This is a genomic window from Flavobacterium mesophilum (assembly GCF_039581405.1).
GTDB lineage: Bacteria > Bacteroidota > Bacteroidia > Flavobacteriales > Flavobacteriaceae > Flavobacterium.
Genome location: NZ_JBCPXZ010000004.1, coordinates 134,258 through 146,835, shown reverse-complemented (window position 1 = coordinate 146,835; position 12,578 = coordinate 134,258). Strand labels below are relative to the sequence as shown.

7 protein-coding genes are annotated in these 12,578 nt (G+C 35.3%); 4 read left to right on the top strand and 3 right to left on the bottom strand.

Annotated features, from left to right (window positions below; genetic code table 11):
- Positions 1-191: 191 nt before the first annotated feature.
- The 3 genes from AAYQ19_RS13885 to AAYQ19_RS13875 all read right to left on the bottom strand — a co-directional run bounded on the left by AAYQ19_RS13885 (position 192) and on the right by AAYQ19_RS13875 (position 4,322).
- A complete protein-coding gene (locus AAYQ19_RS13885; protein ID WP_343537027.1) occupies positions 192-1,160 on the bottom strand; it encodes a M20/M25/M40 family metallo-hydrolase in 969 nt (322 codons plus the stop codon).
- A gap of 90 nt (positions 1,161-1,250) precedes the next feature.
- The gene (locus AAYQ19_RS13880; RefSeq protein WP_343537026.1) at positions 1,251-2,582 is read right to left on the bottom strand and encodes an alpha-L-fucosidase; all 1,332 of its coding nucleotides are present in this window, start codon (positions 2,580-2,582) and stop codon (positions 1,251-1,253) included.
- Between the two features lie 69 nt (positions 2,583-2,651).
- Entirely contained in the window at positions 2,652-4,322 is a 1,671-nt protein-coding gene (locus AAYQ19_RS13875) for a GLPGLI family protein (RefSeq protein WP_343537024.1), read from the bottom strand.
- Positions 4,323-4,871: 549 nt separating this feature from the next.
- Here AAYQ19_RS13875 and AAYQ19_RS13870 point away from each other — a divergent pair.
- The 4 genes from AAYQ19_RS13870 (at position 4,872) to AAYQ19_RS13855 (ending at position 12,561) form a co-directional block, all read left to right on the top strand.
- Positions 4,872-7,055 carry a glycoside hydrolase family 3 N-terminal domain-containing protein gene (locus AAYQ19_RS13870; RefSeq protein ID WP_343537023.1) on the top strand — a complete coding sequence of 728 codons (2,184 nt, stop codon included), beginning with the start codon at positions 4,872-4,874 and terminating at the stop codon, positions 7,053-7,055.
- A gap of 57 nt (positions 7,056-7,112) precedes the next feature.
- Positions 7,113-9,371, top strand: a complete 2,259-nt coding sequence (locus AAYQ19_RS13865) for a GH92 family glycosyl hydrolase (RefSeq protein WP_343537021.1) — start codon at positions 7,113-7,115, stop codon at positions 9,369-9,371.
- A 228-nt stretch (positions 9,372-9,599) separates the two neighbouring features.
- On the top strand, positions 9,600-10,889 hold the full coding sequence (gene fucP, locus AAYQ19_RS13860; RefSeq protein ID WP_343537020.1) for an L-fucose:H+ symporter permease: 1,290 nt from the start codon (positions 9,600-9,602) through the stop codon (positions 10,887-10,889).
- Positions 10,890-10,941: 52 nt separating this feature from the next.
- Positions 10,942-12,561 carry a UxaA family hydrolase gene (locus tag AAYQ19_RS13855; RefSeq protein ID WP_343537019.1) on the top strand — a complete coding sequence of 540 codons (1,620 nt, stop codon included), beginning with the start codon at positions 10,942-10,944 and terminating at the stop codon, positions 12,559-12,561.
- The last annotated feature ends 17 nt before the right edge of the window (positions 12,562-12,578 follow it).

Here is a 12,578-nt window from a genome sequence, read left to right as displayed (position 1 = left end):
AAAGACTTTGGTTTTTATCGAGTGTTACACTTTTGTAGAATTTATTAAAAGATTTTACGTGCTAATTGATTGATTTTTAGGGAAAATAAAAAGACAATTAAGCATAAAAAAGGCGAATCTATTTGGATTCGCCTTTTTTTAAACCTGTTTAATCTGTAAAATCTGTGTGCCAATTTTACATCTTAATTCGTTTAGTTTTGTTTAATAAAAGTCAATGGTTGCTCATAATTGGCAATTGCAGTCAAAGCATTATAAATGTATTTTGAAACCAAAATTGCACCTTCGCTATTAATTAAGGCTGTATCATCTTCTGGTGTATGATATTGTGGGTGCCCGCCTGTATGTAAGCCAATAACAGAAATATTGTTTTTGTAAAAAGTAACATGGTCGGAGCCCCCAACATCGCCCGCAAATACAATCGGATTTAATCCGCTGCCTTCTCCTAATTTTTTCATTAATTCAACTCCATCCGGAAAAGTGCCTGCGCCTCCCATATAAAGTTCTTTTTTGTCATTTAGTCTTCCAACCATATCCATGTTGATCATTACTTTTACTGCATTTTTATCTACAGGCAAATGATTGACAAAATATTTTGAACCCAATAAACCTTCTTCTTCAGCACTAAAAGAAATAAAAATAATGCTTCTTTTCGGAGCGGTTTTAGCATGATGCAGTTCTTCTAAAATAGACAAAAGAGCCGAAACGCCTGAAGCATTATCGTCAGCTCCATTATGAATTGCGATCGTATCTTTTTTCTTGCTTCCAGAACCCTTTCCGCCCCATCCCCAATGATCATAATGTGCGCCAATTACAATAAATTCGTTTTTTAGATTTGGATCAGAACCTTCCAGATAACCAACAACATTTTGAGTGGAAACACTGTCAGATTTCATTTTATTGATATCCGGTTTTATGAAAATTTTGAACGGCTGATAATAATTGTTGTTGAATTTTTTAAGTCCAAATTTTTTGAAATATTTTTTGATGTAAGCCGCCGCCTCATTGTTTCCTTTTGTTCCCGCCAATCGACCTTCTAATTTATCAGAGGCAAGATAGGTGTCGTGTTGCAGAAATTTTTCTGCTGAAAAAGTCGATTGAGCCGTTGTTTTTTCAATTGCCACGAACGCAACAAAAGAGAGAAAAATAGTCTTTTTTAACATTATGAATTATTTTTTTAGTCATAGGCAGTAAGCCAGAAGCTTCATGTAGCTAAGAAAGCGTATAGCCTAAAGCGTACAGCCTATAGCCTTTTAAAGTATTTGCATTTCTATGATAGTATCGACTGCATCAATTTTGATGCCGTTCAAATAAACAAAAGTTCCTTCCGGTTGTTGTTTGAATTTGAGTTCTTTTTTGCTGTCCATCAAATAACATTTTTTGATTTTTTGCTTCATTTCTGGAATAAAAATATAATCTGCTTGTTTTGGAGTATAGATGATATGCGCAAACAAAGTTTTGTCTTTTGCAGTAAATATGCCCCAATCCTGTGATTTTATTACATTGCCTCTTGTGCCGTAAATACTGTTTCCGTTTTTATTCATCCAAACTCCTATTTCTTTTAAAGTTTCAACGAATTCAGGTTGAATTGTTCCGTCTGCCATTGGACCAACATTCAGTAGGAAATTCGCGTTCAGACTTGCTGCATTTATCATATAATGCAATAAATCTTTTGTTGATTTGTATTTTCGGTCATTGATGTTGAATCCCCAAGAATTATTCATCGTTTCACAAGTCTCCAAAGGGAGCTGCGAAATAGATTGTCCTCCAAAACCTGTAGTATTGCCACCTGGTAAATCCTTTTCGAACGCCTGAAAATCTTCTCCCTGAATTGGCAATAAATGATGATTGTTTGAAATCAGACAGTCGGGTTGAAGGGAATGAATCAAAGAATAAATTTCGTCGTAATGCCAATTGACTTTTGAGGTTAATGTTTTGTCTGTATCGTTGTCCAATTGATCCCAGTGCCCATCAAACCAAATACCGCTGATTTTGCCGTAATTCGAAAGTATTTCAGTCAATTGTCCTTTCATAAAACGGATGTAGCTGTTCCAGTCGCTTTTTTGCGTTCTGCCAGTTCCTTTTCCGGTTTTTCCGGTTTCGTATTGGTAATCTGTTCTTGTCCAATCTAAAAGAGAATAATAACAAAATAATTTGATGCCTTCTTTGTGACATTCATCAGAAAGCTCTTTTAGCAAGTCTCTTTTGAAATGTGTATTGGTAATTTTCCAGTCCGATAATTTGGTGTCAAAATTACTGAAACCATCATGGTGACGCGTAGTAAAAGTGATGTATTTCATGCCTGCAGCTTTGGCAATTCCAACCCATTTTTTCGCATCAAAATCTTGCGGGTTAAATACATTAATCAATCTTCCGTACTCGGTTACTTTAATGTTTTGGTTGTTCATAACCCATTCGCCGTTGCCAAGAACACTATAAGGGCCAAAATGAATAAACATTCCAAATTTATCATCCTGAAATTCTTTACGGTTTTTTAAATTTCCTTCCGATGGAGTATAGGTTTGCGCCAAAACTGTCGTCCAGCTGATTGAGCAAAGCAGAAGCGTAATTATGATTTTTTTCATGATTTCTTTGTGGTTTAATTTTGACTTTTTAGAAAATTGTCAAAGTGATAGTTAGTTAATTTTAAAACTTTATTTTTCTCCAATTAAAAATCCAGAAACATTCCAAGCGCTACTGCTAGTTCCTTCAGGTTTTCCAAGCGGAATCATAACACGAATCGTATGTTTGCCAGGAGTTAAATTTCCTAATTCAATTAAGTTTGGATTGGTTGTTGTTCCCGGACACCAGTTTGAACGACTCAAATCTGAGGATGATAAACCATTGCCAAAGTTGCCTGAAGCTGGATTGCTTAATCGGTAAGAACCGCAATCGGTACGCCAAGGTGTGAATCCAAAAACTTCTTTTCCATCAATAAAAATGGTGTTTTTCTTCTGCAAAAATTCATCGCCGTTTTCCCAACCACCGTGGCCAGTTGTAGTATAGCTCAATTTGAAATTTTTATATCCTTGCGGCACTTCAAATGTCAGTTCAAGCCCTTTTTCATTATCAAACATAGTTCCGTATTCTTGTCCTGCCATTTCCATTACATTAAGCGTATTGAAAAGTGGCAAAATATAATCGGCTTTTGTGTTGTTGTCTTCGCCTTCGTGAATCGTAATATTTAAGCTTGCTTTATGTCCGCCCGCATCGTAATTCCCAATAAACATCCCAATATAAACTTCTTGATTGCTCAATTTTGGTTGCAACAACGAGATATCTTGACGATACGAAACACTGTCTTGCCAAACTTTATCTTTTAATTGCAGATAGTTGAAATGTTTTACGCCAAATGGAGTAAAAAAACGCATCAATTCCAATAAAGGAGTGTATTCATCTGTTGCCGTAACACCTTGGTATTTTTTTCCATTTCCATTTTCATATTGTGGTAATGATTTCACGCCATTTTTTAATCCGTCGAGAAAAGACGTTTTTTTGTCCATCGGAATCATAAAAACCGATCCCGTTCTGTCATAAGCGTCTCCATTCGATTGTTGGGTAACGTCAACAAAAATGGCACTTCCTTTTTTGATTTCTGGTAATTTTACTTTTCGAACAATGACAGTTCCGCTGGCAAATCTTAAAATGCTGTCATTCGATTTTGCATCAGATACAAAATGAATTTGTTCTTTGTTGAAAACAGGAATATTGATAAAACGGCTTTTCCACAATAAATCTTTATAAGTCAATTGATCAACAGCTTGTACATTCGGAATTTTTAAAAAAGACGGAACAGTTTTTAAGATTTCAATTTTTGATGCTGTAACAACACTATTACCATTACGAATCGTTTCCAAAACCAAACCTAAATCCTGTCCTAAAACTGATGGTCCACCTTTTAAGTCTAAATCGTTGGTGTACCAAATTTCGATTTTATTAGAGTTCACAGAAGTCGTCGCTTTTTTGCACGTGTAATTCAGGATTTTTTTGGTTTCATTGCTGAATTCAAATTTTTGTTTTCCCAACGCTTCGGTGTCATTATTGAGAATTGATTTGTTTTTAAGTTGCGCCCATTGCGAAATGGTTTTGGTATTAAAATCAATAAAAGTCTGCTCATACGGAAGTGCCGCTTTTTGCTCTAGAATTTTATTGGTCGTTGTCAAACTCAATTCTTTGGTAGCAAACAAAAATAATGGATCTTGATTTTCAGCAATTTTTCCGTTATAGCTTCTTTGATAAGTAACTTTGATCGCTTTCGGATTTTTTTGACCAAATGACAATGCAATAACAAAAATGGCAAGTAAAGTTAAGTGGAGTTTTTTCATGTATGGTTTGGTTTTACGATTGCTCATTGTAATACAAAAAGCAATTGATATGTGATTAGTTTATAAGAATATACAATTCAGGCTAATTTGCTAAATCGATTTAATAAAATAAGATTGAAAGGCGGTAAAACAATTAGAAAATGTCTTCATAGGCGTTTTGAAATTTTAAAAATGGGATTTATGCTCGAACCTCAGCACGAATTTCGTAATAGCTAAAATAGAAAATTTTCAGTTGCGAGAGGGACTCGATATTGCCTTTTTTTAGTGAAAAATTAGCTTTTTTATTTTCTAAACGTCATTTTGTAAAGGCAATTGCTACTTAAATTTAGATAATATCGAATTATTATTTAAAGAAAAGATATTATATCTTTAAATTTCCGAAATTACGCAGATTAATCAAAAGCATTTAATTATTAAATTTTTGAATAATAATGAGTTATGTTTTTGTACTTAGTATGGATTGCAGGAATTACGTTTTCTTTGCGATTTAGTTAGTAAAACGTTTTAGGAAAAACCAAATACGATTTTGAAATTTTAAAAATAGCAATAATGAATTGTTCCAAAACTTACCGATTTGTATTGTTTTTTTGTTTTTGCATTGGTATTGCAAATGCGCAACAAAAGACGCCAGCTTATAAAAATCAAGATTTGCCAATAGATAAAAGGGTAGATGATTTATTGAAACAATTGACGATTGAAGAAAAAATATCGTTGTTAGGTTTTGAAAGCAAAGCGGTAAAACGATTGGATATTCCGCAATACAATTGGTGGAACGAATCGCTTCATGGCGTGGCAAGAGCAGGAAAAGCAACAGTTTTTCCTCAAGCTTTAGGAATGGCGGCAACTTTTAATGATCCTTTGCTTAACGAAGTCGCAAACGCAATTTCGACAGAAGCGAGAGCAAAAAATAATATGGCTGTAGCCAAAGATCGTCGTCTGCAATATATGGGATTGAATTTTTGGTCTCCAAATATTAATATTTTCAGAGATCCACGCTGGGGAAGAGGTCAAGAAACGTATGGAGAAGATCCTTTTCTTACGGGAAAAATGGGGACAGCTTATGTTAAAGGATTGCAGGGAACGGATCCTAGATACATGAAAACGGCGGCTTGCGCCAAACATTTTGCAGTACATAGCGGACCAGAAAAAACAAGACATTCAATTGATGTTACTGTTGATGAAAAAGATTTAAGAGAAACCTATTTGTATGCTTTTAAAAAATTAGTTGATGCTAAAGTTGAAACGGTAATGTGTGCTTATAATAGAGTGAATTCTGAACCTTGTTGTACCGGAAAAAGCTTATTGCAGGATATTTTACGAAAAGAATGGAAATTCGGAGGACACGTCGTTACGGATTGTTGGGCATTGCAGGATATTTATGAAGGTCACAAAACGCTTCCAAATAGCGTAACTGTTGCGGCTGCGGCAATTAAAGCAGGAGTTAATATGGATTGCAGTGGATTGTTGCAAAAAGATGCGATAAATGCCTTAAATCAAAAATTGATTACTGTAAAAGATATTGATAATTCATTGGCACCGACTTTACGAACTCAATTCAAATTAGGGTTTTATGACAAAGCAGAAGATAATCCGTATAGAAAATATGGAATAGACAGTATTGCCAATACGTATCATAGAAATCTGAGTTTGAAAATGGCAGAACAAAGTATGGTTTTGCTTAAAAATGGCCAATTTGGAGATAGCAAAACAAAAGTGTTGCCGTTGAAAAAAGAAGATTACAAATCCATTATGATAGTGGGGCCAAATGCAGCTTCATTAGATGCTTTATTAGGAAACTACCACGGAATTAGCGATAAAGCAGTAAACTTTGTTGAAGGAATTGCCGGCGCAGTCGATCCTGACACACGCGTAGAATATGATATGGGTTGTGATTTTACGAATACCACTGATTTTGGTGGTGTTTGGGCGGCGTCAATGGCAAATGTTACAATTGCCGTAATTGGTTTTACACCGGTTTATGAAGGCGAAGAAGGTGATGCATTTTTAGCTGACGGAAAAGGAGACAGAAAAAATATGGATCTTCCTGCATCGCATATTGCGTACATCAAAGCGCTTCGAAAAGGTACAAAAACGCCTCTTGTGGCTGTCGTAACCGGAGGAAGCGCTGTCGATATTTCGGCTATTGAGCCTTATGTGGATGCTATTGTTTTTGCGTGGTATCCGGGCGAGCAAGGCGGAACAGCTTTAGCAAATCTTCTTTTTGGAAAAGTTTCTCCTTCAGGACATTTACCAGTTAGTTTTTACAAATCTTTCAGTGATTTGCCAGATTACAATAGTTATGCAATGAAGGGAAGAACGTATCGTTATTTTGATAAAGAAGTTCAATATCCTTTTGGTTTTGGATTGAGTTATTCTTCTTTCGGTTACAATTGGGTTCAAAAGCCAGAGAACGCCAAAACAACTTCTGATAAAATTTCGATGCAAATCAAAATTGACAATACAGGTCAATACAATGCTGATGAAGTTGCACAAGCGTATATTGAATATCCAAATGCGGAAAGAATGCCTTTAAAAGAATTGAAAGCGTTCAAACGTGTTGCTTTAGTTAAAGGAAATTCTCAAACTATTACTTTAGAAATTCCATTGGAAGAACTTAAAAAATGGGATGATTCTAAGAAAGAATTCAAAATTTACGAAGGAAAATACAATGTGAAAATTGGTTCTAATTCCCGAGATACTGCTTTGGAAGCTAGTTTTGAAATTGCAAAATAAAAACAGAAACAAAAAATATCGGTATGAATATTTCATGCCACAAAAAAATATCAAATAATGAATAAAAATATCAAAGCCACATTTTTTACACTTTTAGGATTTTGCTGTCTGCAAATGAACAGTCAGACCACAAAACAAAATTTGACGCAATATGTAGATCCTTACATCGGAACAGGATTTCACGGTCACGTTTTTATGGGAGCCAATGTTCCGTTTGGAGGCGTTCAGCTTGGACCTGTAAACATTTCTCAAGGTTGGGATTGGTGTTCGGGTTATCATTATTCTGATCCAACTATTATTGGGTTTTCTCATACGCACTTGAGCGGCACCGGAATTGGTGATCTTGGAGATTTCCTTTTTATGCCAGCAATAGGTAAAGTGAATTTGAAAAAAGGAACTGCAAAAGATATGGCAAACGGATATATTTCTGATTTTGATCATAAGGATGAAGTGGCAAAACCTGGCTACTACTCGGTTATTTTGAAGAAAAACAAAATCAAAGCTGAAATGACTGCGACAGAACGCGTAGGTTTTCAAAAATATACTTTTCCTGCTTCAGATCAATCGCATATTGTTTTGGATTTAGTAGAAGGAATTGGATGGGATAGAGCGGTTGATACTTACATAAAGGTAAAAAATGACACATTAATTGAAGGGTATCGTTTTTCAAAAGGATGGGCGAATGATCAACGTATTTATTTCGCAGCAATTTTATCCAAACCAGCAAAAAAAATCCAATTGTACGACAATACAAGAGAAATGATCAATAAAGTGGTTGTTGGAGATAGCTCAAAAGCGGTTATTCATTTCTCAACTTCAAAAGATGAAGTAATTAAAATAAAAGTTGGAATTTCACCAGTGAGTGCTGAAAATGCTTTGATGAACATTAAAAAAGAAATTTCAGGTTGGAACTTTGAAAAAGTAGTTGCTCAAGCAGATGAAAAATGGAATAAAGAGTTAGGTAAAATTGCAGTAAAATCAGCTGATCCTGCAAAAATGAAAATCTTCTATACTGCTTTATATCACACCATGATTGCACCTTCTATTTTTAATGATAACAATGGTGATTATTATGGTACAGACAAACAAGTTCATAGAGCGGCGGGATTTACCAATTTGACAACTTTCTCTTTATGGGATACCTATAGAGGAGCAAATCCTTTATTCACGTTGACACAACCAGAAAAAGTTTCAGACATGATCAATTCAATGTTGGCAATTTATAAAGAATCAGGACATCTTCCGGTTTGGCATTTAATGGGCAACGAAACGTATTGTATGCCAGGAAACAGTGCCATTCAAATTGTAGCTGATGCTTATTTAAAAGGAATAAAAGGAATTGATGGCGAACTAGCCTTTGAAGCAGTAAAAGCGACTGCGATGCAGGACGATCGTGGCGTGAACTTCGTAAAAAAGTTGGGCTATATTCCTGGAGATAGTTTGAGAGAATCAGTTTCTTACGGATTAGAATATGCAATTTCTGATGGTGCTATTGCTGCGATGGCTAAAAAAATGGGAAAGACAGAAGATTATAATTACTTCTTTGACCGTTCAAAAGCTTATAAAAAATATTACGATCCATCAGTTGGTTTTGTACGCGCTAAATTAAGCGATACAGCATGGAGAACTCCTTTTGATCCATTTAAATCAATACATGAAAAAGGAGATTTTTCAGAAGGAAATGCATGGCAATATACTTGGTTGGTGCCTCAAGATGTTGAAGGACTTATTGCTTTGTTGGGTGGCGAGAAACCATTTTCAAAAAAACTAGATACTTTGTTTACCATTTCGGGTGATATGGGTAAAGAAGCATCAAGCGATATTACCGGTTTGATTGGGCAATATGCACACGGAAATGAGCCAAGTCATCATATTACGTACTTATACAATTTTGTGGGACAACCTTGGAAAACTGCTGAAAAAGTGCGTTACATTGTTGACAATTTATACACCGATAAACCGGATGGATTATGCGGAAATGAAGATGTAGGACAAATGTCGGCTTGGTATGTTTGGAATGCGATGGGAATGTATTCTGCAAATCCGTACAACGGTGTTTATTGTATAGGAAGTCCTTCAATGGATGAAACCGTTTTGAATCTTGCTGATGGAAAAACATTCACAGTAAAAGCGTTGAATAATGATGCAAAAAACATCTATATCCAAAAAGCAACATTAAACGGAAAAGAATATACAAAGAGCTACATTTTGCATGATGACGTTATGAAAGGTGGCGAATTGATCTTTACAATGGGGGCAAAACCTTCTAAAACTTGGGGAGTTTCTGCTAAAGATAGACCGTATTCTACAAAATAAATTCTAAAAAATTCCAATAAAAAAATCCCAAATTCCAAATGTCTTCTAAACTTGGAATTTGGGATTTTTTTTATTGATCATATTCTTTTCAGAAAGCGATATTTTTTCATTCGTTTTTTTTCATAATTGACAATTAATGATTAAACAAGGGCAATATTGAATTAATAAATATACCGCAGGTATTGTATTTTTATATTTCTAAAAAAGTATAATTTTAATAAAAAACATATGGCATTAACAACTGAATTGGATGTGCGAAAAAATGTATCTTCTCGGGAAAATAAGAGATGGTTGTTTCCTTTTATATTGGTTACTAGTCTTTTCTTTTTCTGGGGTTTTGTGCACAACTTAGATCCAATACTTATTCCGCATTTAAGAAAAGCATTTAATCTTACCGATTTAGAATCTTCCTTAATAGACTCTTCTGTATTTGTGGCTTATTTTTTCATGGCTTTGCCTGCCGGATATATAATGAGGAAATACGGTTATAAATCTGGGATTATGATTGGACTGATTTTGTTTGGCATTGGTTCTATATTGTTTGTGCCTGCCGCCAATTCATTGCAATATATTTACTTTTTGGGCGCATTATTTGTAATCGCCTGCGGACTTACTTTTTTAGAAACAGCAGCAAATCCATATGTTACCATTTTAGGTCCATCAGAAACAGCAACCAAAAGATTGAATTTTTCGCAGTCGTTTAACGGACTTGCCGCTTTTATCGCGCCTGCCTATGTTGGTCCAATGATTTTATCGGGAAAGAATTTAACGCAAGCAGAAATGGATGCCATGGCTCCAGCAGATTTGCATGCTTATGTTTTAGAAGAAGCAGCAAGCGTAAAAATGCCTTACTTGATTTTAGGATTGATTATTCTTTCAGTAGCATTGGTTTTCTATTTTACCAATATGCCCGATGTAAAAGATGAAGATAAAGAAGGAGCTGAAGGCGGAAGTTTTTCAGGAGCTTTAAAATCGATACGCTTGCGTTGGGGGATTTTAGCGCAGTTTTTCTATGTAGGAGCGCAAGTTTGCGTGGGGAGTTTTTTTATAAAAATGGCTACTACTTCTGCCGGACTTGGCGAAGATGTTGCAGCAAAATATTTAGGTTTTTTCGGTCTGGCTTTTATGGTAGGTCGTTTTGCAGGAACATTTTTCATGCAATATATTCAGCCAAGAAAATTATTGATTATTTACGCGATCATAAATATTTGCTTATCTATTGTAGCAATTGTTGGCTCAGGAATGATTGTCGTTTACACTTTAATCGCAATAGCCTTTTTTATGAGTATCATGTTCCCAACAATCTTCTCAATGGGAATCGACGGGCTTGGGCATAATACTAAAATTGGATCTTCATTGATTGTAATGGCGATCGTTGGAGGAGCTTTGCTTCCTCCGGTTTTAGGGTTGATTTCAGATGTTACTGGAAGCATTCAATATGGTTATGTGGTACCGTTAACTTGTTTTTCGGTAATACTATTATTTGCATTTAACGGACATAAAACAAATAAAGCATAAATTCTATTTATATAAGATGTTAGAAAACGGAGTTAAAAGATTGGTCATAAAAATGCATCCAGCAGATAATGTTTTGGTTGCCTTAACTGATTTAGCACAAGGAGAAAAAATAACTTTTGAAGGACAAGATTATATTCTTACCGATACAATAAAAGCGAAACATAAATTTTATACAACCGATTTAAAACAAGGTTCTGAAATTACCATGTATGGAGTTTTGGTTGGAAAAGTTCAAAATGACGTTGCAAAAGGAAGTTTAATGACTACCGATAATCTTAAACATGCGGCAGAACCTTATCAATATCGTGATGTCGATTTTAAGTGGCAAGCGCCAGATGTTTCTAAATATCAAAACAGAACGTTTAATGGATATAAAAGAAGCGACGGTCGTGTTGGAACTGCAAATTATTGGTTGTTTATACCAACTGTATTTTGTGAGAACAGAAATCTTGATGTTATTCGCGAAGCGCTTCACAATGAATTAGGATATTCGGTAAGTGATAAATACACGCAATACACACATTATTTGCTTGAAGCGTATAAAAATGGAGAAGATTTAGATTCAGTTGATGTTCAAATGACTCCAACAGAAAATACAAATCGAATATTTAAAAATGTTGACGGAATCAAATTTTTGAATCATCAAGGTGGATGTGGCGGAACACGTCAAGATGCATCAACTTTGAGCGCTTTATTGGCTTCTTACGCCAATCATCCAAACGTTGCTGGAATTACATTATTAAGCTTGGGTTGTCAGCATTTGCAAATTCAGGATTTTGTAAATGATGTAAAAAAACAAAATCCAGCATTCGATAAACCATTGTTGATTTTTGAACAACAACAAGCAAAAAGCGAAGAACAATTAGTTGCCGATGCAATCAAAAAAACATTTGAAGGATTAGTTGAAATCAATAAATTCGAAAGAACGCCAGCGCCTTTAAGCGAATTATGTTTGGGCGTGAAATGTGGCGGAAGTGATGGTTTTAGTGGCGTTTCTGCAAATCCAGCGGTTGGTTATACTTCTGATTTGCTTGTGGCTTTAGGAGGAAAAGTGCTTTTGGCTGAATTCCCAGAATTATGTGGAGTAGAGCAAAATCTTATTGATCGTTGCATAAGCGAGGCGGTAGCGACAAAATTTATTGATTTAATGCAGTCTTATGATGCTTTGGCGCATAAAGTGGGCTCAGGTTTTCATATGAATCCGTCACCAGGAAACATCAAAGACGGATTAATTACAGATGCTATAAAAAGCGCAGGAGCGGCCAAAAAAGGAGGGACAGCACCAGTTGTTGATGTCTTGGATTACACAGAACCTGCAACAAAAGCAGGTTTGAGTTTGGTTTGTACGCCAGGTAATGATGTTGAAGCAACAACAGGCAAAGCAGCATCTGGAGCGACATTAATATTGTTTACGACAGGATTGGGAACGCCAACAGGAAATCCAATTTGTCCAGTTATAAAAGTGGCGACAAATTCTGTTTTGACAAAAAGAATGAGTGATATTATTGATATTGATTGCGGTCCGATAATTAGTGGAGAAAAATCTATTGAAGAAATGGGAGAAGATATTTTGGAATATTGCATCAAAGCGGCAAGTGGTGAAATTATCCCAAAAGCAGTTTCTTTAAATCAAGATGATTTTATTCCATGGAAACGTGGTGTATCTTTGTAAAAATGAATTTCTTATAA

What these genes read in the sequence shown, in the direction of transcription:
- AAYQ19_RS13855 (WP_343537019.1), top strand. Translation starts at nt 10,942, where the DNA reads ATGCATCCAGCAGATAATGTTTTGGTTGCCTTAACTGATTTAGCACAA.
- AAYQ19_RS13875 (WP_343537024.1), bottom strand. Translation starts at nt 4,322, where the DNA reads ATGAAAAAACTCCACTTAACTTTACTTGCCATTTTTGTTATTGCATTG.
- AAYQ19_RS13870 (WP_343537023.1), top strand. Translation starts at nt 4,872, where the DNA reads ATGAATTGTTCCAAAACTTACCGATTTGTATTGTTTTTTTGTTTTTGC.
- AAYQ19_RS13880 (WP_343537026.1), bottom strand. Translation starts at nt 2,582, where the DNA reads ATGAAAAAAATCATAATTACGCTTCTGCTTTGCTCAATCAGCTGGACG.
- AAYQ19_RS13885 (WP_343537027.1), bottom strand. Translation starts at nt 1,160, where the DNA reads ATGTTAAAAAAGACTATTTTTCTCTCTTTTGTTGCGTTCGTGGCAATT.
- fucP (WP_343537020.1), top strand. Translation starts at nt 9,600, where the DNA reads ATGGCATTAACAACTGAATTGGATGTGCGAAAAAATGTATCTTCTCGG.
- AAYQ19_RS13865 (WP_343537021.1), top strand. Translation starts at nt 7,113, where the DNA reads ATGAATAAAAATATCAAAGCCACATTTTTTACACTTTTAGGATTTTGC.